At 59.6% G+C, this 25996-nt stretch carries 19 protein-coding genes; 16 read left to right on the top strand and 3 right to left on the bottom strand.

Features of this window, described 5'->3' with window-relative positions:
• The first annotated feature begins 276 nt into the window (after positions 1-276).
• Positions 277-3822, top strand: a complete 3546-nt coding sequence (gene nifJ, locus Q0D41_RS03300; protein ID WP_294375113.1) for a pyruvate:ferredoxin (flavodoxin) oxidoreductase — start codon at positions 277-279, stop codon at positions 3820-3822.
• 246 nt (positions 3823-4068) lie between these two features.
• Here nifJ and Q0D41_RS03295 read toward each other — a convergent pair whose 3' ends face one another.
• The gene (locus Q0D41_RS03295) at positions 4069-5748 is read right to left on the bottom strand and encodes a DNA-deoxyinosine glycosylase (protein WP_294375110.1); all 1680 of its coding nucleotides are present in this window, start codon (positions 5746-5748) and stop codon (positions 4069-4071) included.
• A 213-nt stretch (positions 5749-5961) separates the two neighbouring features.
• On the opposite strand from Q0D41_RS03295, the gene Q0D41_RS03290 reads away from it, so the two are divergent.
• Positions 5962-6849, top strand: coding sequence for an ATP-binding protein (locus Q0D41_RS03290; RefSeq protein ID WP_294375107.1), 888 nt, complete (start codon positions 5962-5964; stop codon positions 6847-6849).
• Here the strand turns inward: Q0D41_RS03290 and Q0D41_RS03285 are convergent.
• The gene (locus tag Q0D41_RS03285; RefSeq protein WP_294375104.1) at positions 6801-7232 is read right to left on the bottom strand and encodes a YbaN family protein; all 432 of its coding nucleotides are present in this window, start codon (positions 7230-7232) and stop codon (positions 6801-6803) included. The genes Q0D41_RS03290 and Q0D41_RS03285 overlap by 49 nt on opposite strands.
• A gap of 479 nt (positions 7233-7711) precedes the next feature.
• Positions 7712-9394: a DNA repair protein RecN gene (gene recN / locus Q0D41_RS03280; protein ID WP_294375101.1), complete on the bottom strand. Its 1683-nt coding sequence runs from the start codon at positions 9392-9394 to the stop codon at positions 7712-7714.
• A gap of 1626 nt (positions 9395-11020) precedes the next feature.
• On the opposite strand from recN, the gene Q0D41_RS03275 reads away from it, so the two are divergent.
• The 14 genes from Q0D41_RS03275 (at position 11021) to Q0D41_RS03210 (ending at position 25932) form a co-directional block, all read left to right on the top strand.
• Entirely contained in the window at positions 11021-11953 is a 933-nt protein-coding gene (locus Q0D41_RS03275) for a homocysteine S-methyltransferase family protein (protein WP_294375099.1), read from the top strand.
• 103 nt (positions 11954-12056) lie between these two features.
• The gene (locus Q0D41_RS03270) at positions 12057-12308 is read left to right on the top strand and encodes a hypothetical protein (protein WP_114616324.1); all 252 of its coding nucleotides are present in this window, start codon (positions 12057-12059) and stop codon (positions 12306-12308) included.
• Positions 12309-12733: 425 nt separating this feature from the next.
• Entirely contained in the window at positions 12734-14203 is a 1470-nt protein-coding gene (locus Q0D41_RS03265) for an LCP family protein (RefSeq protein WP_294375094.1), read from the top strand.
• Between the two features lie 41 nt (positions 14204-14244).
• Positions 14245-14904, top strand: coding sequence for a YveK family protein (locus Q0D41_RS03260; RefSeq protein WP_294375091.1), 660 nt, complete (start codon positions 14245-14247; stop codon positions 14902-14904).
• A 3-nt stretch (positions 14905-14907) separates the two neighbouring features.
• Complete coding sequence (locus Q0D41_RS03255) at positions 14908-15672, top strand: CpsD/CapB family tyrosine-protein kinase (RefSeq protein ID WP_294375088.1); 765 nt, start codon at positions 14908-14910, stop codon at positions 15670-15672.
• A gap of 117 nt (positions 15673-15789) precedes the next feature.
• On the top strand, positions 15790-16440 hold the full coding sequence (locus tag Q0D41_RS03250; RefSeq protein WP_294375085.1) for a CpsB/CapC family capsule biosynthesis tyrosine phosphatase: 651 nt from the start codon (positions 15790-15792) through the stop codon (positions 16438-16440).
• 597 nt (positions 16441-17037) lie between these two features.
• Positions 17038-17562 (top strand): antiterminator LoaP, encoded by a 525-nt coding sequence (gene loaP / locus Q0D41_RS03245; RefSeq protein ID WP_294375082.1) that lies wholly within the window; start codon positions 17038-17040, stop codon positions 17560-17562.
• 148 nt (positions 17563-17710) lie between these two features.
• On the top strand, positions 17711-18586 hold the full coding sequence (locus Q0D41_RS03240; RefSeq protein ID WP_294375080.1) for a sugar transferase: 876 nt from the start codon (positions 17711-17713) through the stop codon (positions 18584-18586).
• 4 nt (positions 18587-18590) lie between these two features.
• Positions 18591-19364: a WecB/TagA/CpsF family glycosyltransferase gene (locus Q0D41_RS03235; RefSeq protein ID WP_294375077.1), complete on the top strand. Its 774-nt coding sequence runs from the start codon at positions 18591-18593 to the stop codon at positions 19362-19364.
• A 4-nt stretch (positions 19365-19368) separates the two neighbouring features.
• Complete coding sequence (locus Q0D41_RS03230) at positions 19369-20586, top strand: nucleotide sugar dehydrogenase (RefSeq protein WP_294375074.1); 1218 nt, start codon at positions 19369-19371, stop codon at positions 20584-20586.
• Positions 20587-20616: 30 nt separating this feature from the next.
• Positions 20617-21723, top strand: coding sequence for a non-hydrolyzing UDP-N-acetylglucosamine 2-epimerase (wecB, locus tag Q0D41_RS03225; RefSeq protein ID WP_367113804.1), 1107 nt, complete (start codon positions 20617-20619; stop codon positions 21721-21723).
• Complete coding sequence (locus tag Q0D41_RS03220; protein WP_294375068.1) at positions 21723-23591, top strand: alginate lyase family protein; 1869 nt, start codon at positions 21723-21725, stop codon at positions 23589-23591. Before wecB ends, Q0D41_RS03220 begins: the two co-directional genes overlap by 1 nt.
• A complete protein-coding gene (locus tag Q0D41_RS03215) occupies positions 23592-24908 on the top strand; it encodes a hypothetical protein (RefSeq protein WP_294375066.1) in 1317 nt (438 codons plus the stop codon).
• Complete coding sequence (locus tag Q0D41_RS03210) at positions 24898-25932, top strand: glycosyltransferase (protein ID WP_294375064.1); 1035 nt, start codon at positions 24898-24900, stop codon at positions 25930-25932. The genes Q0D41_RS03215 and Q0D41_RS03210 overlap by 11 nt, the downstream gene beginning before the upstream one ends.
• Positions 25933-25996 lie beyond the last annotated feature (64 nt).

Genomic DNA, 25996 nt, shown 5'->3' with positions numbered 1-25996 from the left:
CGCGTCCGCATTCCGGTGAACGGCAACTTATTCGGTAGCATTTCCACTCACCGCCGTTATTCAACCGTTTGCGACCCCTGTTTCGCCCAAGTATCCCGCTCACCGAACGCGTTCGCGCGTCGACGTATCGTTGCGCTTTAGTCGTCGATAGCGTCTCGCTCGCGCTGATACTATTACCTCTGTTCTAAATTACGACACAGTGCCCTTTTCCAAAAAGGGGGCTGGAAGTAGGGGGTTGTACGGCTCGCAGGTCGTGCACGGAAGAGGAGATAACCTATGGCGAGACAGCTCAAATCCATGGACGGCAACAATGCCGCCGCATGGGTGTCTTACGCGTTCACCGAGGTGGCGGGCATTTACCCCATCACCCCGTCGAGCCCCATGGCCGACCTTGTTGACCAGTGGTCGGCGCAGGGCATGAAGAACATCTTCGGCACTCGCGTGAAGGTATGCGAGATGCAGTCCGAAGGCGGCGCCGCCGGTGCCGTGCATGGTTCGCTGGCAGCGGGCGCGCTCACCACGACCTACACTGCTTCGCAGGGCCTGCTCCTCATGATTCCGAACATGTACAAAATCGCGGCCGAAATGCTGCCGAGCGTTTTCCACGTGAGCGCCCGTACCGTTTCGACCCATGCGCTGAACATCTTCGGCGACCACTCCGACGTTATGGCCTGCCGCCAGACCGGCTTCGCCATGCTCGCCGAGGGCAACGTGCAGGAGGTCATGGACCTTTCCGCCGTCGCTCACCTTTCCGCCATCAAGGGCCGCATTCCGTTCCTTAACTTCTTCGATGGCTTCCGCACTTCGCATGAGGTGCAGAAGGTCGCCGTGTGGGATTACGACGATTTGGCCGAGATGTGCGACTTCGACGCCGTTCGCGACTTCCGCGCCCATGCTTTGAACCCCGAGCATCCCGCAATGCGCGGCAGCCATGAAAATGGCGACATCTTCTTCCAGAACCGTGAGGCCTGCAACAAGGCTTACGACGAGCTGCCTGCAGTCGTTGAAGAGTACATGAAGAAGGTCAATGAGAAGCTGGGCACCAACTACGACCTGTTCAACTACTATGGTGCTCCCGACGCCGAGCGCGTGATTGTTGCCATGGGCAGCATTTGCGACGTGGCCGAGGAAGTCATCGACTACCTGAACGCCAAGGGCGAGAAGGTCGGCCTGGTGAAGGTTCGCCTGTATCGTCCGTTCGTCACGAAGAAATTCGTCGAATGCCTGCCTGAAACCGTGAAGAAGATCGCCGTGCTCGACCGCACGAAGGAGCCCGGTTCCACGGGCGAGCCTTTGTACCTCGACGTGGTCGACGCTCTGAATCGTGAAGGCCGCACGGGCATTCTGGTTACCGGCGGCCGTTATGGCCTGGGCAGCAAAGACACGCCGCCCGCGTCGGTGTTCGCCATTTTCACCGAGCTCGCCAAGGAAGCTCCTCGCCGCGAGTTCACCGTGGGCATCGTCGACGACGTGACCAACCTCTCGCTTCCTGAAGACCCGAATTCGCCGAACACCGCGGCGCCTGGCACCATCGAGTGCAAGTTCTGGGGCTTGGGCGGCGACGGCACGGTTGGCGCGAACAAGAACTCCGTCAAAATCATCGGCGACCATACCGAGAAATACGTGCAGGCGTACTTCCAGTACGACTCCAAGAAGACCGGCGGCGTGACCATTTCGCACCTGCGTTTCGGCGACGAGCCCATTCGCAGCTCGTACTACATCAACAAGGCCGACTTCGTGGCATGCCACAACCCGAGCTACATCCAGAAGGACTTCCCGATCGTGTACGACGTGAAGCCCCATGGCACCTTCATGGTGAACTGCCAGTGGACGCCCGAGGAGCTCGCCGAGCACCTGAGCCCCGCCGCGAAGCGCTACATCGCGCAAAACGACATCAACCTCTACACCATCAACGCTATTGACCTGGCCGTAGAGATTGGCATGGGCAAGCGCACGAACACGATTCTGCAGTCGGCGTTCTTCGCCCTGGCGAACATCATTCCCCAGGAAGAGGCCATTGGCTACATGAAGGATGCGGCTACCAAGTCGTATTTGAAGAAGGGCCAAGACGTCGTCGACATGAACCACCGCGCCATCGACGCCGGCGCCACTGCGTTCGTGAAGATCGACGTGCCCGCCGATTGGGCTACCTGCCCCGATAAGGAAGACACCACCGAGCTCGAGGGCCGCCCCGAACTCGTGAAGCAGGTTCGCGAAATCATGGAGCCCGTTGGCCGCATGGTTGGCGACTCGCTGCCCGTTTCGGTGTTCGCCGATCACGCCGATGGCCAGTTCGAGCAGGGCGCTTCCGCCTACGAGAAGCGCGGCGTTTCCGTCACCGTTGCCAAGTGGGATGCCGAGAAGTGCACCCAGTGCAACAGCTGCTCGTTCGTGTGCCCGCATGCCACCATTCGCCCGTACGGCCTGACCGACGAAGAAGTCGCCGCTGCGCCTGCTGGCCTGGAAGTGCTGCCTATGAAGGGCAAGGCGAAAGACCTGAAGTACACGCTCGCGATTTCCCCGCTCGACTGCATGGGTTGCGGTGTGTGCGTGGGTGCTTGCCCCTCCGACGCGCTTTCCATGGTGGGCGCCGAAGGCGAAATGGCTCAGCAGAGCATTTTCGACTACTGCGTGTCCAAGGTTGCCGACAAGCCGCAGATCGAGGACCAGACCCTGCGCGGTAGCCAGTTCAAGCAGCCGCTGCTTGAGTTCTCGGGCGCTTGCGCCGGTTGCGCGCAGACGTCGTACGCACGCCTTATCACGCAGCTCTACGGCGACCATATGTACATCTCCAACGCCACGGGTTGCTCCTCGATTTGGGGCGGACCTGCGGGAACGTCGCCTTACACGGTGAACAAGCAGGGCCATGGCCCGGCGTGGTCGAACTCGCTGTTCGAGGACAACGCCGAGCACGGCATGGGCATGCTGCTTGGCTACGAGGCTGTGAACAACATGCTCGCGGCCGACGCCGAGAAGCTCATCGCCGCTGGCGTTGAGACTGACGTTGCCGACGCTGCCCAGGCATGGCTCGAGGCTCGCAGCGACAAGCATGCCGCTCGCGAAACCGCCGACGTGCTCGTCGAGAAGCTTTCCGCCATCGCTGCCGGCGAGGGCGAAGCGGCCGAGCTCGCCAAGGAAATCCTCGAGAACAAGGCTTACCTGTCGAAGAAGTCCATCTGGATCTTCGGCGGCGACGGTTGGGCGTACGACATCGGTTATGGCGGTTTGGACCACGTGCTCGCGTCGGGCGAAGATGTGAACATCTTCGTGTTCGACACCGAGGTGTACTCCAACACCGGCGGCCAGGCTTCCAAGGCTTCCAACATCGGTCAGGTTGCGCAGTTCGCTGCCGCTGGCAAGGAAGTCAAGAAGAAGTCGCTCGCCGAAATCGCGATGGCATACGGCTATGTATACGTGGCGCAAATCGCCATGGGCGCCAAGCCGGCGCAGACCATCAAGGCCATCACCGAGGCCGAGGCATACCACGGCCCGTCGCTGATCATCGCTTACTCGCCCTGCGAGATGCACTCCATTAAGGGCGGCATGGTGAACTGCCAGTCCGAGATGAAGAAGGCTGTCGACTGCGGTTACTGGAACCTGTTCCGCTTCAATCCCGAGGGCGCACCGGGCAAGAAGTTCGTGCTCGACTGCAAGGAGCCCGCGGGCGGCTATCGCGAGTTCCTGATGAACGAGGCCCGTTACAGCCGACTCACGCGCGAGTTCCCCGAGCGCGCGGGCGAGCTGTTCGAGCGCAACGAGCAGGCCGCAATGGATCGCTACCAGCACCTGCTGAAGCTGAAGGCCATGTACGACGCCGAATAGGCCTATCGTCAGGTACAACGCGCTTCAATTGACGCATTCATGAAGAAAGCTCCCGTAGGGGAGCTTTCTTTTTTGCGTGATGCGGAATGCGGGCGGGATTAGATATGGTGCCGAAGAAAGGATGGGGCGACGAGCGGTTGCGTCGGCGGTGCCCGGAAAGCGGGGCAAGCACTTGGCAGCATTCGCTTTCCATGCGTTGCTGGCGCTCGCCCTTTCGTTGGGCGCTTGTGCGCCCCGTGCTTCCCTCTAATTCCAGGGGTCGGCTTGGAAGAACGGTTCGGGTGTTGGCGGACGGTCGGAATAGGGGTCGTAGCCGTCGTCGTCTTCGGTCTCGGCACGGCGGAAGGCGTCGTGTTTAAGCGAGGGCTGTTTGCCGGTGCTCGAGGCATCGAGCGCGGCGTTCGCGCCTGTTGCGGCGCTACTGTCGGCTGAGCTGTCGTTTTTGGTCGAAGCGTCGCTTTCGGCTTCTTGCTGCTTCCAGCCTTCGAGAATGGGCTCGATATAGGCAAGCGGCGCCACGCGCACTGTGCCGCAGAAGGCAAAAGCATACGGCGTTTCGAGGCCGGGTTTGGAAGTGATCATGGTCACGGTTTCGTGTGCCTTCAGGCAGGGCTCGGCCGCTTTGCCGGTTTGAGCCGAAAGGCCGCTCGGCACGTCGGCCGCAACGATGCGCGCGCCGCGTGGGCGCTGCTCGTTTGCGAGGCGAATCCATGCGTCATAGGGCGCGAGCACGGTGTCGCCTGAAAAGCCGGTGCCCAAAATGGCATCGACAATCACATCGGCTGAGGCAAGCAGGCTGGCGAGTTTATCGTCGCTCGGCGATACGTGAATCACGATTGCGCCGGTGCCGGCATGATGCGCGGCGGTTGTAGTTTGCGGCGAAGCCTGGGGCGAGGCTGCGGCTTGGTGCACGGTTGCGGTTTGGAGTGAGCTTGCGTGCGCCGCATTGGCCGTTTCGGATGCAACAGCTTCCGTTAAGAGCGCCTGTTCGTGGGCGGGTTCGGCCGAAATATCGCCTGCCGGGCGTTTCGTTACAAGGTCGACCGCGCAGCCTGCGCGGGCAAGCTCCCGTGCGGCGACCCATCCGTCGCCGCCATTGTTGCCCGAGCCGCACAGAATTGCGATGCGGGGCGCTGCTTGGTTTTCGTCAGAGGCGTTGCTCGCTTCGGCGGCCTGGTCGTTGCTGGAAGTACGGCACGCGCTGTCATTTTGGTTGTCGCGGGGAGCATAGCTGATTACGCCGGCTTGGCGCTGTGCCGCATTGCTCGCGTCGCCCTGTCGAGTCGTCGTTTGAGCTTCATCGAACGCCACCATGGCCAGCGCGCGTCCGGCGCGTTCCATGAGCGTTGAAAGCGAGGTTCCGTTTTTGGCGATGGCTTGCTCGAGCTTCACGATATCGGCTACGGGCAGCACGTGCTTCTCGGTTTCGCCAAGAAGCGGCAGCAGCGCTTTGCCGTAGGCGTCGGCCAAATTGTCGAGCTTCATTTTCGCGTTTGCGGGGCTCGTTGAGGGCAGCGTGGTGCACGGTACGCCCAATGTGGGTTCAACGAGCTTGCGATAGAGCTCGCCGGCTTTCGTTCCCGTGGCGAATACAGCGCGAATGTCGGCTACGTCGAAAATGCGTGCAAGGTCGTTCGGCTGCGCGTCGCGAATGCTCGCATCGCTCGCGCCCTCGATTTCGCATGATGCGAGCACGTCCCAAAGCGCAATGTGGTGGCGCAGAAGCATGTCGCGTTTTTCGTCGGTGGTTCGAGGCGCCGGCTCGTTGAAAATCGCGGCGAGCACACGCCAGAAGCGGTTCTGGGGATGCCCGTAGTAAAAACCTTGTTCGCGCGATGCGGGCGAGGGCATAGTGCCCAACAGCAGCACGCGGCTGCGGCTATCGAACACGGGTTGGATTTCGTGGGTGACGGTTGTTGCGTCCATTGAGGCCCCTTCGCGCGGGTAATTTCGTTCGTAGATATCATACGTCTCGCAGCGTTGCTTGGGCACGTGCGGGGCCGAATCGACAAAGGGCCGCCACCGCTTATGCCGTAAGCGTATTTTTTTCTTAAATTGATATCGTATAAGTAACATATTCTTGCCACCGGTCGGGCGCGGTGCTAGTATGCGCTCGCAAAAAAAAACGAAGGGGGTCGTATGAAGCGACGTGTGATCCATATTGATGAAGAGAAGTGCACGGGCTGCGGCTTGTGCGTGCATGCGTGCCACGAGGGTGCGATTGGCCTGGTGGGCGGCAAGGCGCGCCTTCTGCGCGACGATTATTGCGACGGGCTGGGCGATTGCTTGCCTGCGTGCCCCGAAGATGCCATCGAATTCATCGAGCGCGAGGCGGCTGCCTACGATGAAGCGGCCGTGATTGCCGAAAAGATGCGCCGCGCGCAGGCCGAGATTCATGCGAGCATGCCCGCGGGCGGCTGCCCTGGCTCCATGGCGAAAGCGATCGTGCGCGAAGTCGAGCCGAGCGTGGCGTCGGGAAGCGGCCAAGCCGCTCCTGCTCATGGCGAGAACAGCGCTTCGAATGCGCTTTCGGCCGAAAACCCGTTTCCGGCGCCTGTGGGTGGCGTTCCCACGGTGGTGAACGTTCCTGCGCGCCTGTCGAATTGGCCTATTCAGATAAAGCTCGCGCCTGTGAATGCCCCGTATTTCCAAGGCTGCGATTTGCTCGTGGCCGCCGATTGCACGGCATTCGCTTATGGCGCCTTCCACGAAGACTTCCTGAAGGGCCGCGTGTGCCTAATTGGCTGCCCGAAACTCGATGGCGTTGACTATACCGAGAAGCTTGCACAGATCATCGCTGCGAACAACGTGCGAAGCGTTCGCGTCGCACGCATGCAGGTGCCGTGCTGCGGCGGTCTTGAGCAGGCCGCGCGCCGCGCGGTGGCAATCGCAAGCTCTCAGAACGGCTCTGGCAATGGTGGCGCTGTTGGTTCTGGTAGCGTTGCGGGCGGCGTTGCTGGCGCTGCGGGTATCCCTGTTCAGATCGACGTAATCTCGTCCGACGGACGCATCGTCGCGGTGGAGTAGTTGGCAGCTGCTTCTTTCTCGCTAGAAATCGTAGGAATGCGAACGGCCAAAAGCCACGCAAGGAACAGGGCCATCACGCCCAGGGCTGCCCATGCAATGATGTTGCGCATGAAGAACGCGCTCACGCCCATGACGGCATACGAAAGGCCGAGCATCTGAAGTTTGCGCGCAAGCGTGATGCCTCCGCGCTCCTTGAACGGTTTGACGTACGCGCCGTATACGCGGGTTTTGCAAATCCAGGCATGCAGCCGCGGCGAGCTTTTCGCGAACAGGAACGTCGCCAAAAGCACAAGGGGCGTTGTGGGTAGCAGGGGAACGAATACGCCGATGCACCCAAGGGCGAGGCTTATCCAAGCGATAACGAGGAAGAAGATTCTTTTCACAGCTGGCCTTTCGGTCGGTTGTAGGGGCGCTCGTTGCGGCCCTTTCATAACGGTTAAGTTTGCTATCGGAAACAAACTTAACCAATGCTAACAAAAGAATCCAAAGAATGCGACCGTCGAATGACGTATTTTTGGGAAAGCGGCCCTGTGGGCCAGCGCGAACTCTTCTGTCAAAAAATGCCACGATTAGGTCGAATTGCACTGTGCTTGAACCGGGATTTCGGTTTAAAAGAGCCTTTTGAGGCAATGGAAAAGAACCTGGCCGAATGTGACCCGGGGTTTTCTTGAGACGATAAAGAGAAGGCGAAAAAAGCGGCCTGTTGTTGGCTTCTGCCGCCGATGAAAATTACCTAATCGTCGCGATTCTTGTCACGTGGCGTATAAAACGTTGCAACCCGGCCTAATCGACGCGATTCTTGCCAACATGCCGAGCGAACTCAATCGTTTGGCGGTACGTGCGGGTTTGCGTGTTGTCCTTGCTATCGCGCGTTTTTGAGCATTTCTTTTGCGTGGGCAAGTGAGGCCTCGCTTGCATCGCCCGAAAGCATGCGGGCGATTTCGCGAACGCGCTCGTCTTCGCTCAGTTCGTAGAGCGTGGTCTCGGGAATCGCGGCCTCGGCGGCGTTTGCGCCTTCGTTTTCGTCGCCGGTCGCTCCCGCGGTTTTCTTCACCATGAAATGGCGCTCGCCGCGCACGGCCACCTGGGCGAGGTGCGTTACGACGATTACCTGGTGCGTTTTCGCCAAATCGGCCAGCACGGCGGCCAGCGCCACCGCAACCGAGCCGCCTACGCCAGCATCGACCTCGTCGAACACGAGCGTGTCGCGCGCGTCGGCTTCGCCCAGCACGACTTTGCACGCGAGCATCACGCGGCTCACTTCGCCGCCCGAGGCAATGCGCGCAAGCGGGCGCGGCGTCATGCCGGCGCCGGCGCGATACATGAATTCGACCTTCGAAGCCCCCGCGCGCGTCCATTGCGCCCGCTCAAGGGGGTCGACGTGCACGATGAGCTCGGCGCCGCCCATCTCCAAGCGGGCCATGTGCGCGTTCACCTGCTCGCCGAATTTCGGGGCGGCTGTTTTGCGCGCGTCGTCGAACGCCTTGGCGGCCTCGACGAGTTTCGCCTCGGCGGTGGCGTGAACGGTTTCGGCCTGGGCAATTACGCGCGAGGAATCGTCGACCGACTCGATGAGCTTGGCCGCAGCATCGCGACGCTCAATAACGTCTTCCATTCGCGGCCCAAAGGCGCGCATAAGGCTCTGCAGGGCGCTTGCGCGCTCTTGCAGGCGCTCCAGGGCATGCGGGTCGTGGTCGATGCCGTCGCGGTACTCACGCAAATCGCGCGATGCGTCTTCGAGAATATAGGAAGCGTCGGTGAGCGACGAAACCAGGGGTTCAAGTGCGGCGTCGGCCGCCGTGAGCGACTCAAGCGAGGCGATGGCCGAATTCACGGCCTCAATCGCGCCTCCGTCGCCCGACAGGCCCCAGTATGCGCCATCGCTTGCCTGGGCGAGAGCTTCGGCGTTTTCGATTTTGGGGAGTTCCGCCATAAGTTCGTCGTACTCGTCGATCGTGGGGTTTGCCTCGTCGATGCGGGCGAGCGTGAAGCGCGCCTCTTCGAGCTGCGCGGCGGAAGCCTGCGAAGCTTCGCGAATGCGGGCGAGCTCGGCTGCTGCGGCTTGTTCGGCGTTGAAGGCTTCGATGTAGGCCGCTTTTGCGTTTCCGGCTGCATCGCCCGCCCATGCGTCGAGCATGGCGGCGTGGTTTGCGGGCTTCAAGAGGTGCTGGTGCTCGTGCTGGCCGCACAAATCTACCGTGGCGCCCAGCTGTTCGGCAAGCTGGCGCACGGTGGACATGGAGCCGTCGATGCTCACGCGGCTGCGCCCGTCGGCGGAAACCTTGCGGCATGCGATGTGCCCGTCGCTCGCGTCGTCGGCGTCGGCTTCGGCGGGCAAGAAGAAGCGGCCCTCGACCACGGCGCCCTGCGCGCCCTCGCGCACGGTAGAGGCGTCGGCGCGTTCGCCCACGAGCAGTTTGATCGCCGAAAGCAGCGCGGTTTTGCCGGCGCCTGTTTCGCCCGTGACCACCGTGAGGCCCGGCGCGGGCGCGAACGTCGCTTCGCGAATAAGGGCGACATTTTGCACGTGGAGCTCGTCGAGCATGGCGAAACCTTTCTCGAATGCGCCGTCGCACGCCGCGACGGTCAGGTGCCGTCCATTATAGGCTCTTAGGGTGGGAGGTTGCGTCTGGTGCAAAAACCAAAGGGAAACGGTGAAAGTGCGTGAGCGGGGTGACGTGGCGGCTGGGCGCTAGGAGAGGGACGCGCGCGAGCGAGGGTGGAAGGGCGAGGCGCAGGGTGACGTGGCGGCGAACTTTGCGCGCGAAGGCGGGCCATGGTTGTGCGCGAAACTCGAGCGCGGTTTCTCGCGCGGAACGGGGCAACAAAAAAGCCCGCTCGGTCGAGCGGGCTGTAGAAACAAATTGAGGCCCGGAGGGGAGCCGAGCCTCACACAAGGAGGGGATGAACGACGCGTCAGATTGCGTCGGTTCAAAATCTGCTTTGGGGAAGCAGGCAAGTAAAGGAGGGGAGCCTTTCGCTTGCAGGGCAAAAGTATACAGGTCGCTATTTGAGAAGTTGTGACCATGAAGTGGATGGTTTGTGGAACGGGACAGTTTCGAGCTTACGTTCCGGGAAATTCCATAAGCCGCGCTTATGCATTCAATTTTACGAGTGAAATATATAAGCAGCGCCTATAGGAAAAATTCAAGAAACTGAATGCTGTCGAAAAAAAGGACAGAATAAAAAATACGTGGCAAGAAAGCGATGAAATTGCATATATGCATGAACTGCGCCTGCTTTCACGCGCCCATGTGCGCCACAGCATTGAGAATCTGATTACTAAAAATGCTCAATTCTTCTAAAAACCGCAGGTCAACAACGCGTAGTTGGGATAACGAAGCCGGCCGAGCATCTTTTTGGCGATTCTTGGGCGTGTTTTTGTGTCACGGGGCCGATTCAACGCGATTTGCGTGCACTGCGATGAGCGTACGGCGATGCGTGTGCGGCGATGCGTGTGCGGCGATGCCTGAGATTTTCTGCAACGGCACCGTTCGTGATTGCGATCGGCGTTTGCGCGCCATTATGGCGAACGTTCGTTGCAAGGGTTGTTTTGCAAAGGTCCGCTTTCGTTTCGTCCCCAGGAAAAGGAAAAGGCCCGTTCGGACGAGCGGGCCTAAGAGAGAACTTGAGGCCCGGAGGGGAACCGGGCCTCACACAAGGAGGGGGTGTACGGTGCTTGATTTTGGGAGGTGCACCGGTACGTACTGCTTTGGGGTAGCAGGCAAACTGGGAAGGGGACCCCGCGTTTGCAAGGCAAAAGTATAGGTACGGGTTTTCAAGAAGTTGTGAGACGGTTTTGAACGACTTGTGTACGCAGGGCACCTGTGCTCGACAAGGCGTAAAAGCCCTGATGGGAGCCATGAAATCGCACCTCACACAATGAGGGTGAATTAGACATAACCTAAAAATGTGTATACGTTTGTGAAGGGCTTTTGAAGCGTCATTAAAAAGCTTCGCCGTTCGCCGCTGCAAAACGACCGTTTGCCGCAGCATCATTTTGAGCCACTTCTTGACTTATGAAGCGCGCTTGCGCCACTTTTCGGGAAAGCGGCCCTTGCAGGCGCTCCGTTCGCCGCGTTGCAACTATACTCAGAGCATTGCATTAGCCGCGTCGTGCACGCTTCTGCCGTGTTCCGCGCCGCGTTCGCCACGTCCGAAAGGGGCTCTTATGGCCGATATCGAATTGCGTTTCCACAAAGACATGCTCGTGCTTTCCGCCCCGCTCGCGTTCGCGCTCGCGAACCAAGGCGTCGACATGGAAACCGAAGCTGAATATATGAGCTTGGTTGAGCCAGAGACTATGCGCGATGTGCTGCGCCTGGAGTCGATGGCGGGCGCGCAGTGCTTGGTTGCCGAAACCGATATTTGCGAGGCGCGCCTGGCGCATAAGCGCATGGAAGATCGCGCCCAGGAACTTGCCCAGGCGGCTATAGCCCATGCGCGCGCGAATGCTCCGCAGCATGTGCTGTGCGAAGTTGGCCCGTGCGGGCTGCCGCTCGACGCCATGTCGGCGATGTCGATGAAGCAGTGCGCGGCGCAATACGAAGGTGCGGCGCGAGCGCTTGTCGAGGGCGGCAAGGAAGCCATGGGTTCTCTTGCGGAAAGCGAAGGCGTGGGCTTCGACGCCATTTTCCTGAACGGCTTGCGCAGCGCGGCCGATGTCCAGTGCGGCATCGAGGGCGTGCGTCGCGCGTATGCGGGCCCGGTGTTCGTGTCGGTCGACGTGAATGAGCAAGGCGAGTTCGACGGAAAGCCGCTCGCTGAAGCGATCGAGGTGCTCACGAAGGCCGACGTGATTGGCATTCGCAGCGCTGCCGCGCCCGAGGCGATTGCGGAAGTGGTGCGCGAGATTGCCGCCGCCACCCTGAAACCCATTTTGGTGCAGGTGAGCGTGCGCCAGGCAACCGCTGCCGAGAAACGCCGTGCTTCGCTCGGCGCGCCCATTCCCGAGAACCCCTATGCGCTGCCCGATTTCATGGCCGATGCGGCTGTGGCTCTGCGCGCGGCGGGAGCTCAGTTCCTGCGTGCGTGCGGCGAGGCGACTCCCGCATACACGGGCGCTCTGGCCGCAGGCGTTTTCGGCGTCGACAGCATTCGCTAGTTGCTTGACGGCAGGCCTGCCGGGATGTGCTGGGGATGTGTTAACGCTGCGAGCATTTAACAGGTGGCAGCAGGTTGTAGATATAAAGAAAGGACACCACTGCATGGCTTTGCTTGAGAGAAGCGATTCGTATGGCGAAATGCAGCGCGTTGTGGATTACCTCTTCAAGAACACGCCTATCGTTGAGCGGCTTGATGTGATTCTGGCGGCGGAGACGTTCGATGTGTGCGCCGACATGCGCGAAATCGTGGAGCTGTTGCCTCCAGGCGCGTATACGCGCATCGCTTTGTGCCAGCAGATGAACTCCTCGATCGCCGGCCACGGCTGGGGCTACACCTACGGCACCGTGGAGTAGGGAATCGTCCTGCACGAGCCCCAAATCGGCAAGCGCGCTGCGCCAATAGCGCCACCGGAGAGGGCAAGCATCGCTGCCAGCCTGCGCGGGAGCCGAGCCGCTGGCCTGCACGAACTCGCGCCTCTCGAGCCGCGGTTTTCCCGCACCTTTGCTTCTCCATTGCCCCTTATTTACCAGGTTTTGGCGCTTGTGCGCATTCAACAATATGGGGTGGGCCTCTCATTTCGACTTCAAGAAAAGTTGCGCAACAGGCGAGCCTGCCATCAGGCGCGTTGCTCACGGCCTATCGTGCGTAAAGCACCCTTTTTATGTGTAAGCCCGTTCTTTTGTTGCGCGGGTAGCATGAGCATATATAGAATATTCGGGCTTGCGCCAAATATGGCGCGCGAGCTTTTGACGTTTGAATGCAACGAAAGAAACTGAGTATGTCGGATAATTCCAACGATGGCGGCGCGCCTTTGCCTCCGCGGAAAGGCTTGCACGCCAAGCCTGAAGACCTGGGCAGCCTGGTCGCCGATTCAGTTCGGTCGCTTATCACCCAGCAGCAGCCGGGTGAGCGCGATTCGCAGAATCGAGGCTACAGCCCCCAAGGCCCTTCGCCGTTTTCGCAGCAGCAGGAGCGGCCTCAGCCTGAGTGGCAGCAGAAAGATGGCCAGGGCGCCTATCGCGCTGCGGGCGCGGCTTACCAGCGCCGCATGCCGAGCGTGAACCAGTTCCACGAGGGCTTCCACGCGGGCGCGGGCGACGGCTTTGGCACCGACTTCGACGCTGGCCTCGACGGCAACGCGACCGAGCGCGACGGCGTGCGCCGCGTGCGCAAAAAGCGCCACAAGGGCCGCCGCATCGCGCTCATCGTGTTCGCGGTGCTGTTCACGCTTATCGTGGGCAGCAGCATCGCGCTCGCCGCGTACGTAAGCTCGCTCAACACGTCGATGGGCTTCGACGATAAGCAGGAAGAAGCCGAGCTCAAAGAAGTGCTGCAGCCTGCATCGGCGAGCGAATCGGCCACCGAGGAAAGCACCGCGTTCTACATGCTCATTTTGGGCAGCGACTCGCGCGACGATGGTGAAACCGCCAGTCGAAGCGACGTGACCATGCTCGCGCGCATCGACCCCGACAAAGGCCAGGTCGACCTCGTCTCCATCCCTCGCGACACCATGGTGACCATCGAGGGCCAGGGAAGGCAGAAAATCAACGCGGCGTACTCGTTCGGCGGCGCGTCGGGCGCGGTCGATGCTGTTTCGACGTTCGCGGGCGTGCCCATCACGCATTACTGCGAGGTGCACTTCGATGGCCTGCAACGCGTGGTCGACGAGCTTGGCGGCATTTGGGTCGACGTTCCCGAAAGCTTCGACGTGGGCAACGGCGGCATGTCGTTCAGCGCCGGCAACCAGCGCTTGAACGGCGCGCAGGCCCTTGCCTTCGCTCGCGAGCGCTACAACGTTTCGGGCGGCGATTTCGGTCGCGCCCAGGCGCAGCGCTTGGTGGTGCGGGGCGTCATCAAACAGGTGCTCGCCTCGCCCCCGGGGCAGTTGCCGGGCCTTGTGAGCTCGCTCGCGTCGAGCATTAGCACCGACTTGTCGGTTACCGACATCGTGGCTCTGGCGCAGCAGTTCCAAGCGACAGACCTCACCTTGTATTCGGCGGTGTGCCCCAGCTATTCGTTTACAGAAGGCGGCGTGAGCTACGCGTGCCCCATGTTCAACGAATGGCGCGATATGATGTGCCGAGTCGATGCGGGCCTCGACCCCAACGACACCACGGCCGAAATTCCGCAGGCCCAGTCGAGCAACTTGAAGCTGGGCGCGGCAAGCAATTCGCCGGCGCCGAAAAGCTACGATGCCCTGGTGGCGAATGCGGGCCTTACCACAAACGACGTGGCCCCTGGAGAGTAACAATCGCGGCATGCCGCGCTAACGAGAAAGGCAAACGAAATATGACTCTGCTTGAGCTCTTGCAGCTTTTGCGCAAGCACCTGCGGCTTGTGATCGCGCTCCCTTTGGTGTGCGCTTTGGCGATGGGCGCGTATAGCTACCTGTTCATGCCGAACACCTATACCGCATCTACCAGCATGTACGTGTTGGTGAAGGGCGATTCGACGACGAAAACGTCCATGAGCCAAGATCTGTCGGCTTCTCAGATGATCGCCAACGACGTTTCGACCCTTATTAAGAGCGACACCGTGTCGAAGCAAACCGCCGAGGCCCTGAAAATGAAGAGCCTGCGCGATTACAAAATCAACGTGTCCAGCGAAACCACGTCGCGCGTAATTTCGCTCACGGTGACCGGCGAAGACGCAGCCAGCACGGCGATCATCGCCAACGAGCTCGCGAAGAACGTTTCGAGCGTGGCGCAGTCGGTCATGGACGTGCAAAGCGTGAACGTGATTGACGAGGCCGTTACGCCCACGTCGCCGAGCGGCCCGAACCGCCTTATGTACACGGCGGTCGCGTTTTTGGCCGGCCTGTTCGTGGCCATTGCCATTGTGGTGCTCATGGATATGCTAAACACCCGCGTGCGCGGCGCCGAAGACGTGGAAGAGTTTCTGGGCATTCCCGTTATTGGCCGCATTCCGTCGATGAAGGGAGCGAAATAACCCATGGCTCGCAAGAAGTCGCAGAACCAGCAAGCGGTTCAAAACTCCATTAAAACCCTGCTCGCCAACATTCGCTTCGCAAGTGTCGACAACCCGGTGCGCACGCTGGTGGTAACGTCCACCGTGCCCAACGAGGGCAAGTCGACCATCACGGCGCAGCTGGCCCAGGCCATTGCCGCGGGCGGCAAGAGCGTACTGGTCGTCGAAAGCGATATGCGCAAGCGTTCGCTGGCGGGCATGTTCAATGTGCACCCCGAGGTGGGTCTGCACGCGGTGCTCGCCGATGAAGTGCCGCTGAACCAGGCGATTGTGGCCCTGCCGCAGCAAGGCTTGTATTTCCTGGACGCCGAGCCGCACATTCCCAACCCGCCCGATCTGCTTTCCTCGAAGCGCTTCGGCCGCTTCATTGGCATGGTGAGCCGCGAGTTCGACTACGTGCTGTTCGACACGCCGCCGGTTGGCACGTTCATCGACGCCGCCATTCTTTCTTCGTTGGTCGATGGCACGGTGCTCGTGGTGCGCGACAACTTCACGAAGCGCGACCAGGTGCGAGCTGCGTACGAGCAGCTGCGCAAGGCCGACGCCAACGTGATTGGCGCCGTTCTGAACGATTGCGAAGTTGAGAGCAGCGAGTACTACTACGCGTACTACAACAAAGACGGCAAGCGTATGAAGAACGGCAATTCTTCGCCCGTCGCCGCGCAAGACACGTTCGACATGGATTCGTCGATCGTGGTGCCACAGAACCCTCGCGGTTCAAGGTTCTAAACCGAAATGATGTGCGCCCGCGCCGTTTGGTGCGGGCGTTGTTGTGTTAGGGTGATTGCTCGGCGGGGAAGAGACCTTGCCAAAATGCGTTCGCACCAATGCGGAAAGGAAGCGCCCGTGCGCGATATCCATTGCCATATTTTGCCGGGCGTCGACGATGGCGCGCGCGATTTGGATGAAAGCCTGGCGATGCTCGAAGCCGCCAAACAAGCGGGCGTTACAAGCATCGTGTGCACGCCGCATTGCCGCGACCCCTATTTCGACTATGACGCCATGTGGGATGCGTACGAATTGCTCGTGGCGCATGCCGACGGCTTTCCGCTGCAAATGGGTTTCGAGGTAAACCACCGCAAGCTCATGGAACTGGGCATGCAATGGGCCGAATACCTGCATTTCGACGGCAGCAACGAATTTCTGCTCGAGCTTTCGAGCCACTGCACCGCGCGCGATTTCGAGGAATACGAGCGCACGATTTACGAGCTGCAGGGCAAGGGCTACGATGTGATTATTGCGCACCCCGAGCGCTACAAAGCCGTTCAGAAAGACGTTGGCATTGCCGAGCGCTTGGTGCGCATGGGCTGCAAGCTGCAGGCGTCGGCCGATTTCGTGGCCGGCGGGCGCTTGGGCAAAGAAAAGAAGCCCGCGAAGAAGCTGTTCGATGCTATGCTGTATCGCTATATCGCAAGCGATGCGCACCGCCCCGAGCACTACCAGAATTTGGCCAAGGCGAAGGCGACGCATCGGTGCCGTGGCGCGCATATGAAGTAAGCGGCGGGTTGCGGCATGCGGGCCCGATTGCTCTGACATGAGGCCCCTGCTGGAGCCTAACCCCCCTGGGTCAAAAGTGCTTCTCAATGTCACCTTGTGGCAAAAATGCGGCAACCCACCTGCGTAAATGAAACGCCGCAATTAAAAAGTTGCGCAACTTTCGGCGTTGATGTGCGCAACGTCACGTGGCGGCACCTAAAAATCCCTTTTAGCAGCCGTATTAATGAAGAAGTGGCGTTTAATATTCATTTAACGTATATCTTTCTTTACATATGAGCGGGGAGGGTCATAATTATATTGAACGGCGAATATTCCTCTTTTGACGAGGGGGATACGTCTACAGCGTTACCTACGGGCCAATGATTATTGGCCTTTTTTGCGCTCAATTTTGAGCTGTAGCGCGCACACCCTGACAAGCAAGTAATCGTCGCTCTGAGCGCGTTGCATCGTTTTCTGGGAAATGAATAGTTCGTTGGTATGCGGTCGCATTGCGCGGTAGCGTAGCTGCGCTCAAAACTGGCCTGGGTGCCAGCGGGTGCTTTGCGCGCTCATGTACGATGCGGTGCCAAGCTCTTGCGCGGCAGTAAGGAAATGGGCATGCGTATTTACGCCATTCAAATATCGAGCGGAGAAGAAGCCAAAGTCGAAGAGTGCATTCGCCGTTTCGTCGACGAAGCTTTGGTTGGCGAGATCTTCGTGCCGCGTTTTGAAGCTATGCGTCGCTGGAAGGGCGAATGGCACAAGCGCGCGGAGCGCTTGGCGCCGGGGTATTTGTTCGTAGAAACGCACGATGCCGAAAAGCTCGCGCTGCAGCTGCGCCGCGTGCCCGCTTTTACCAAGGTGCTTGGTAACAACGAAGTATTCATTCCCCTAAACGATGAAGAGGTGGCCTGGCTTAATGCCTTCACGGGCAACGATCGCCGCGTGATCGAAATGAGCGAGGGCATTGTGGAAGGCAGCAAGGTGATTGTGCTGCGCGGCCCGCTTAGGGGTCACGAGGCGGAGATCAAGCGGATAGACAGGCATCGCAGGATGGCTGAACTTGAAGTGAGCATGCTTGGCAGGATGAAAACGATACGGCTCGGCCTGGAGATTATTTCCAAAAGCCCTGCGAAAGCGTAGGGGCCAGAAGGCGAATCCCCAACGGCAATTGGACGGCAAAAACCGGTAACAGAAGCCCCGCATCGGGGAGGCAACCTTAGCTAAGAGGGATTCTTTGGGAATGCAAGCAGCTGAAGCTACATATGGTGGTATTGCTTTGAAAGAGTGCGTGAGAAGCGGTGAAGCCAGCATTCGTATACAGGAAGCCGAGATTGCTTCCGTTCACGAATCTGCCGAGGCATGTCTTAGCGATACGAGTGCAACCGATGCTGCGTATTTGGTACCGCAGGCTTATGCTGACGGAATCGCCAATAAGACCGTGCGGAACGGCACGGTCTATGACTTCAATCTGCATGAGCTCAAGCGTGAAGGCGAAGAGCGAATTAAACGCCTGAAGGAAGAAATCGGAAGCGAGCCTATTGTGGGCATAGAGAATCGCGTCGCATTCCGTTTCGCAAAGCGCGCCTTCGATATTGTGTTTAGCGCGGCGGTTCTTGTGTGCTTCAGTTGGCTGTTCGCGCTTATTGCGATTCTCATTAAAATTGACGACCCTAAGGGGCCGGTCTTTTTTAAGCAAACGCGTGTGGGCAAGAACGGCAAAACCTTTCAGATGTTGAAATTCCGCAGCATGTGCGTCGATGCGGAAGCGAAGCTTGCGGAGCTCAAAGAGCTTAACGAGAAAACCGGTCCCGTATTCAAAATTGCCGACGACCCGCGCATTACTCGTGTAGGTAAATGGCTCAGGAAATTAAGCTTGGACGAGCTGCCACAGTTTATTAATGTCTTGTTTTCGGATATGAGCACCGTGGGACCGCGTCCTGCGCTCCCTGCTGAAGTTGCTGCGTATACCGATCACCAGAGCCAACGTCTTTTGGTGAAGCCGGGTATGACGTGCTATTGGCAGACTCGCCGCAATCGCGACTCCATCACTTTTGACGAGTGGGTTGAACTCGACCTGCTTTACATCAAGAAGTGCTCCGCATGGAGTGATTTGAAGTTGATTGTTCAGACCGTGGGCGTAGTCCTTACGGCTCAGGGAAGTTAGGCAATTGTTGAATTCTCAAAATACTATAAAAGCATCCAGGCGTTATCCCATTCTTAACACATACGTTAATGCCCTCTCGCTCGACGAGACGGTTGCCGAGGTTGAGAAGGTTATTGCCGCCGGCGTGCCCACCCAACATGTGGTGGTGAACGCCTCGAAGGTGAACCTGATGGAGGCCGACCCGAAGCTGGCCGAGATTGTGAACGCCTGCCCGCTCATCAACGCCGACGGTGCCTCCATCGTGTGGGCCGCTAAGAAGCTGGGCGTGCCCCTGAGCGAGCGCGTGACGGGTATTGACCTGTTCCAACGCCTGGTGGAGCTGTCCGCCGAGAAGGGCTACAAGGTCTACCTCTTCGGCGCGAAGGAGGAAGTTGTCTCGAGGGTCAGGGCGATTTTCGAGGAGCGCTATCCCGGCATTCAGATAGTTGGTTATCGCAATGGCTACTTCACTGAGGCCGACGAGCCACGGATCGTGGCGGACATGGCGGCCTCTGGCGCGGACATGATGTTCGTGGCCTTCAGCTCCCCCAAGAAGGAGTACTGGGTGCACAGGTACTTGGACACAATTGGAATCCCCTTCGTGATGGGCGTGGGAGGCAGCTTCGACGTGGTGGCAGGTGTTACTGACCGCGCGCCGAAGTGGATGCAAGACCATGGCCTGGAATGGTTCTATCGGTTCATACAGGAGCCCGGAAGGCTCTGGAAGCGTTACATCGTGGGCAACGTCAAGTTCGTGGCCCTCACGTATAAGTACAAACTCGCGAAGAAAGGCGAATAGGGAAATGGTTAACGTCATTGGCCTCGGCTACATCGGACTGCCTACCGCGCTCATGATGGCCACGCACGGCGTGGAGGTCGTGGGCACCGACTACAACAAGGAGCTCGTGGCCACTCTGAACGCCGGCCACACCACCTTCAAGGAGGAAGGTCTGGACGAGTTGTTTGCCGATGCACTGGAATCGGGCATTAAGTTCACGACCGAGTACCAGGTGTGCGACACCTACATCGTGAGCGTGCCCACTCCCTACGACAAGTTGGACAAGAAGATCGACCCCTGCTACGTGGTGGCTGCCTGCAAGACCGTCCTCGAGGTGGCTCCGAAGGGCGCCGTTCTGGTGATTGAGTCGACCATCTCGCCCAACACGGTTGATCGCTTCGTGCGCCCGCTGCTCGTCGAGGCCGAGCGCGAGGACGTCAAGCTCGTGCACGCCCCGGAGCGCATCATCCCCGGAAACATGGTCTACGAGCTGCTGCATAACAACCGTACGGTTGGTGCGGACGACCCCGAGGTGGGCGAGGCGGTTGCAAAGATTTACGCGACCTTCTGTCAAGGCGAGATCAGCGTGACCGACATCCGCACCGCCGAGATGACCAAGGTCGTTGAGAATACCTTCCGCGCGATTAACATCGCCTTCTCCAACGAGCTCGCCAAGATCTGCCGCATTGGCGGCATGGACGTGGCGGAGGTCATCCGCATCTCCAACAAGCACCCGCGCGTGAACATCCTGCAGCCTGGCCCGGGTGTGGGTGGTCACTGCATCCCGGTGGACCCGTGGTTCCTCGTCGGAGACTATCCCGAGACGGCCAACTTCATCCGCCTTGCCCTGCAGACCAACGCCGGCATGCCCGAGTACGTGTTGCACCGCGCCCACGAGGCCATGGCCGAGCACGGCATCACCGACGCCTCCAAGATAGGTATCTACGGCCTGACCTACAAGGAGGACGTTGACGACGTGCGCGAGAGCCCCACGTTGCAGATGCTCGAGTCCATGGAGGAGCACCTGTGCGGCGGCGCTGTGAAGGTGTACGACCCGTGGGTCGAGCGCGACGAGGTTCCTAATCAGGTGCACTCCATGGAGGAATTCCTGGACGGCCTGGAGATGGTGATAGTGATGGTGGGCCATTCCCAGATCAAGGGCAAGCCCGAGGCCTTCGGCGGGCGCATTCTGATCGACCCGCGCAACGTGTGCGGCGACGGCGAGAACGTCTATAAGCTGTAAGCCATTTTAGAGATGCGGGGAGAAGCAGGTTTGAAGAAAGTGATGCTTGTCTTCGGGACGCGCCCGGAGGCCATCAAGATGTGTCCGCTCGTGAACGAGCTCAAGAGTCGCCCCGACGAGTTTCAGACGGTTGTGACCGTAACGGGCCAGCACCGCGAGATGCTTGATCAGGTCCTGCGCGTCTTCGACGTGACGCCAGACCACGACCTGGCCATCATGAAGCCGGGGCAGACGTTGTTTGACGTCACGTGCGACGTGCTGCTGAAGCTCAAGGCCGTTCTCGAGGAGGAGGGGCCTGACGTGGTGCTTGTGCACGGCGACACGACCACGAGCTTTGCTGCGGCACTCGCTTGCTTCTACCTGCAGATTCCCGTGGGACATGTGGAAGCGGGCCTGCGCACGCATGACATATATAGCCCATGGCCCGAGGAGTTCAATCGCCAGGCCGTGGACATCGTTGCTGAATACTACTTTGCGCCTACGGAAGCCAGCAAGCAGAACCTGCTCGAAGAGGGCAAGCCCGCCGACAGGATTTGGGTAACCGGCAACACCGGTATCGACGCGTTGCGCACTACGGTGCGCGACGGCTATAGCAACCCCGAGCTGGAGTGGGCGAAGGGCAGTCGTCTCATCCTGATCACGGCGCACCGACGCGAGAACCTGGGCGAGCCCATGCACAGGATGTTCAGGGCAATACGAAAGGTTATGGAGGAGCACCCCGACACCAAGGCCATCTACCCCATACACATGAATCCACTCGTGAGGAAAGCGGCCCATGAGGAGCTGGATGGCTTCGATAGGTTGCGCATCATCGACCCGCTGGAGGTGTTGGACTTTCACAACTTCCTGGCGGCGAGCCATCTCATCCTCACGGACTCGGGTGGCATCCAGGAGGAGGCTCCGAGCCTGGGCAAGCCGGTTCTGGTGATGCGTGACACCACCGAGCGTCCCGAGGGCGTGGCTGCCGGCACCCTGAAGCTCGTCGGAACCGAGGAGGAGACAATCTATTGCGAGTTTAGCCGCCTGCTCTCCGACGAGATCGAGTATGCGGCCATGTCCCATGCGTCGAACCCCTACGGTGACGGGCACGCCAGCGAACGCATCGCGGATGTGCTGTGCGGGAGGATGGGCGCCTAGTGGGACTTTCTTGGTACATCCTGAGACTCCGGGCCATGAGCGCGGGAGAGGTTGTGTGGCGCTTCGGTCAGAAGCGCCTTTCCGCGCATGAGCGCCGGGCTTTCTCCAAGATGGAACCCGTTTATGCCGTCGACGCCTACGGTCGCGCGCCAAAGGCGAATCTCTCGAGACTTGGCATCGATTTCGCGAACGACGAGTTCAGCGTTGGGGCGGACATAGAACTTCTGGGTGGGTACCAGTATTCCGAATATCGGAAGCGCTGGCACGCCGCATTCCAGTCTCTCGGCGACTGGCCGATGCGCTTTGCGGCGGACTATGCCTTCGGCGACGAGGGCGCGCCTGGTGACATCCGCACCAACTGGGAGTTGAACAGGCACCGTCAGTTTACCCTCTTGGCGAAGTCCTATTTCGTTACAAGCACGGATGATTATTTTTCCGAGCTTTCCGACTTGTTCGAAGATTGGAACGAACAAAACCCCTTCATGTGGGGTCCCGAGTGGGCTAGCCCTATGGAGGAGTCCATCAGGCTCATAAACTGGCTCGTGACGGCTGCGTTTCTCGAGGCTGCTGGCGATGAGGCCACCGATGGGCTGAGAAGGCGCCTGGTCGTCGGCGCATGGGTTATGGCCGCGCACGTGCGGCAGCACTACTCCCGCTATTCCTCGGCGAACAACCACACAATCGTCGAGGCGGCTGGCGTTGCCGTCGCGGCCACGGTGTTCGGCGAGCACGAGTGGCTCGACGAAGCCTTGGCGCTGCTCGAATCGGAAGTTGCCCATCAGACCCACCCAGACGGCGTGAACAAGGAACAGGCGTTGCACTACCAGCTGTTCGTCATGGAGGGGCTCTGCCTGGTTTCGCACGCGCTGCGAACGATAGGGAAGGCGCTGCCAACGTCTCTCGTGGAGCGCCTGCTCTCCATGGCGCGCTATGCACGCGCATGCAGCGTTGGCGGTGGCAAGTACATCGAGTTCGGCGACGACGACGAGGGTGTCATCCTTTGTCTCGGGTCCGAGATGTCCTGCTACTCGGACTACGTTCTTGCGCTGGCCACTTTGGAGCTCGAATCGGATTGCCGCTGGGCGGAGGATGTTCGCTGCTGCGAGACAATCGGCTGGTTGTACGGCAAGCGGAAGCTCCATTCCGCCAATGCTCTTCTGCTTGCTCAAAACGCATCCGTTGAGAGCTTTCCTGATGGCGGTGTGACCATAGTCCGCTTCGACGAAGGACATGGTGTGCTCGCATTCGACCACGGCCCGCTTGGCTTCGGTCGGCTTGCGGCTCATGGCCATGCCGACGCGCTGAGCGTTCAGCTGTATGTCGACGGTGAGCCCGTGCTCATCGACCCTGGTACCTTTATCTACAACGGTGACCGCAGGATGCGAGATAAGTTCCGCTCTACACGTGTTCACAATACGGTGTGCGTGGGTGGCGGGGATCAGTCCGAGGCGCTCGGTCCGTTCCTGTGGGGGCGCAAGGCGAACGTCTCAGGATTCGCGCTCGAGGAATGTGACGGCTGCATTATCATGTCGGCCGAGCATGATGGCTACTCGCCTGTGCGCGTGCGCCGCACGGTGGAGATCCAAGGCGCGATGGCTGTCGTGACCGACGAGGTGGAAGCTGGGGAGACCGCTGCGGCTTTCTGGCACCTTCCCTCTGCGAGGGTCGAGATCGACGGCGGCGCCGCTGAGTTATGCCTGCGGTCTGGGGTCGTGGTGCGCATCGAGGCGGGGGAATCCCTGGAGTCGGGGGAGTTTGAGTACTCGCCCGTCTACGGCATGAACGCTACGGGTGTCGAGCTCTCCGTCCCTGTTAGTGGGTCACTGACCACAGGCATTTTTATCATACGCGATAGTAAAGCAGGTTAAATGGACACCAATAAGCTCAAAAAGATGTACGAGAAGATGCCCGAGGTTGTGAAAGACGCCCTTGCGATGCCAATCCACCGCGGCCTCGTGGGCAACAAGACGTTCCTGTCTCAGATGTGCGAATTGGACGCCTCTGAGGCCATGAGCGAGGACCAGCTTGCCGAGCTTCAACTCGGCAAGCTGCGCGACCTGTGCGCGTACTGCTATGCCGCGAGCCCCTTCTACAAGAGGAGGTTCGACGAAGCGGGCGTCTGTCCTGAGACGGTCAATTTCGATTCGTTTGCCACGCTGCCCCTGCTCGATAAGGAGCAGGTGCTCATAAACTATGATGAGATAAGCGTGCCTATCCCCGGTGAAGGCTCGTATGCGGCCGAGACGGGTGGGTCGACGGGTCGGCGTCTCGTCGTTATGAATTCCGACGAGTGCTTCTACCGCGAGAACGCCTTTGCGATGCATTTTTACGGGACGTTGGGGTACGACTTCCGCAGAAGCAAGCTTGCCTACTTTGGAGGTGACGGCTCGACCCTCGTCACTACTAGCCCGCTCTACCGTATGGTTAGGTGCAACACCAAGCTGCTCAACGAGGGGAACCTCGAGGAGGCCGTGGGTAGGATTGATGCGTTTGCTCCTGACTACCTGCGCGGGTTGACTTCATCGGTGAGTTTTTTCGCGCAGCTGCTGATTCAGACCGGTGTGAGGCTGCGTAAGAAGCCCAAGGGCGTGTTCCTGCAGTCGGAAAACGTCCATCCCTATCAGCTGCGCCAGTTCGAGGAGGCGTTTGGTTGCCCGGTGAGGATATCGTACGGCTCCACCGAGAGGACGGTGTTTGGCGAACAGGTGGAATGGGACGGCAATACGCCCGTGTACAAGTTCAACAGGCTGTACGGCCTCACGGAGATTGTCGACGAGCATATTGTCGGCACTGGCTTCATCAACAGGCGTATGCCGCTTCTTCGCTACACAATCGACGACGCCGTCGAGCCCCGCGCTGGAGGCTACGCGATTAGGGGTCATAGAAATGTCCCTGTTGTGGGAAGAAACGGGGAGCACATCAGCACTGCATCGCTATGTGACCTCGGCGAGAGCGCCTCGAGTCTTCTTTCGTTCCAATTCGTACAGGATGAGCCCGGTAGGCTGCGTATGGACTATATAGCTGCTAGCGAGCTGGATGATACGGAGAAAGATGCGCTTCTGCGTAGCCTTGGATCAAAGTTTATGGGCAACATGAAGTGCGAGCTGAGACGCGTGGACGCCTTACAGCTCACCCCGAGGGGCAAAAGAACTCTCCTGATACAGAGGTTGGACATTGGGCAATAAACTACTATTTATAGGCGAGTTTCCGCCACCGTACGGTGGCGTGACTGTCAAGGACTCACTGCTTCGCGACGAGATCTTCTCTTCGTGCGACGCGAAGAACTTTGATCTGTACGACTTCAAGCGCAAACCAATTGCGCTTCCTGTCTTGGCCATCGCGCTTGCTAGGGCGGTCCGGGGTGCAGACAGGATAGCGCTTGGAATCGGCAGCAACTCGCGCCAGAGCACGATGCTGAGCATCATCGCGAAGCTCAGGGGGCGCGAGTTCTTGGGCAATGTGACCGTGTTCATGATGGGACGCGAACTGGCCGATTACCTTGGGGAGAATCCGGGACAAGTCTGGAAATATCAAGCCGCCCGGTGCATTTTTGCTGAGAGCCGTTCGTTGATGGCGGATTTTGAGACCGTGGGGTGCCGCAACTCTCGCTACTTGCCCAACTTCCGAAAGGGGGACAGTGCGCGCGCGCCGCGCGCCGTAGGCGACACGGTGCACTTCGTGTACTTTGCCCAGGTGCGGCCCGAGAAGGGCATTGATACATTGGCGGCAGCCGCGAGGACGCTTAACTCGGAGGGCTTTGCTGACAAGTTTGACATCGCCGTGTACGGGACGGTCGTCGATGGCTTCCAGAATGAGTTTGAACGTCTTTTGAGCGACGTTCAGAACATGACGTACAAGGGCACTTTCGACGCCGCGACGGGTGACGTGTGTGCCGAGCTGAACATGTATGATGCTGCTGTGTCCTCGTCCTCATGGCGCGAGGGCATGAGCGGCTCCAACATTGAGTGCAAGTTTGCTGGCACGGCCAACATCGTGAGCGACGCTGGGTTCAACCCGGAATGCGTCGGCAATGGCGTTGACGGGCTGATAGTCAAACCTCGCAATGTCGGTTCTCTTGTTGAGGCGATGCGTAGCGTCATCGAGGACCGTGACTTGCTTGCGAGGTTGAAGCGAAGCAGCTACGAGGACCGTGTTAATTACGACGTCGCGGCATGGAAACGGGAGGTACTCGATGTCGTTTGCAGATAGCGTTGCTCCATTGTTGCTGGATAAAGAGGAATTTCTTTTCGATTCGATTACAGGTTGCAGATAA

It is taken from the genome of uncultured Slackia sp. (assembly GCF_934630525.1).
GTDB lineage: Bacteria > Actinomycetota > Coriobacteriia > Coriobacteriales > Eggerthellaceae > Slackia.
This window is presented reverse-complemented; position numbering and strand designations above follow the sequence as displayed.

What these genes read in the sequence shown, in the direction of transcription:
- nifJ (WP_294375113.1), top strand. Translation starts at nt 277, where the DNA reads ATGGCGAGACAGCTCAAATCCATGGACGGCAACAATGCCGCCGCATGG.
- Q0D41_RS03295 (WP_294375110.1), bottom strand. Translation starts at nt 5,748, where the DNA reads ATGGACGCAACAACCGTCACCCACGAAATCCAACCCGTGTTCGATAGC.
- Q0D41_RS03290 (WP_294375107.1), top strand. Translation starts at nt 5,962, where the DNA reads ATGAAGCGACGTGTGATCCATATTGATGAAGAGAAGTGCACGGGCTGC.
- recN (WP_294375101.1), bottom strand. Translation starts at nt 9,394, where the DNA reads ATGCTCGACGAGCTCCACGTGCAAAATGTCGCCCTTATTCGCGAAGCG.
- Q0D41_RS03275 (WP_294375099.1), top strand. Translation starts at nt 11,021, where the DNA reads ATGGCCGATATCGAATTGCGTTTCCACAAAGACATGCTCGTGCTTTCC.
- Q0D41_RS03270 (WP_114616324.1), top strand. Translation starts at nt 12,057, where the DNA reads ATGGCTTTGCTTGAGAGAAGCGATTCGTATGGCGAAATGCAGCGCGTT.
- Q0D41_RS03265 (WP_294375094.1), top strand. Translation starts at nt 12,734, where the DNA reads ATGTCGGATAATTCCAACGATGGCGGCGCGCCTTTGCCTCCGCGGAAA.
- Q0D41_RS03260 (WP_294375091.1), top strand. Translation starts at nt 14,245, where the DNA reads ATGACTCTGCTTGAGCTCTTGCAGCTTTTGCGCAAGCACCTGCGGCTT.
- Q0D41_RS03255 (WP_294375088.1), top strand. Translation starts at nt 14,908, where the DNA reads ATGGCTCGCAAGAAGTCGCAGAACCAGCAAGCGGTTCAAAACTCCATT.
- loaP (WP_294375082.1), top strand. Translation starts at nt 17,038, where the DNA reads ATGCGTATTTACGCCATTCAAATATCGAGCGGAGAAGAAGCCAAAGTC.
- Q0D41_RS03230 (WP_294375074.1), top strand. Translation starts at nt 19,369, where the DNA reads ATGGTTAACGTCATTGGCCTCGGCTACATCGGACTGCCTACCGCGCTC.
- Q0D41_RS03215 (WP_294375066.1), top strand. Translation starts at nt 23,592, where the DNA reads ATGGACACCAATAAGCTCAAAAAGATGTACGAGAAGATGCCCGAGGTT.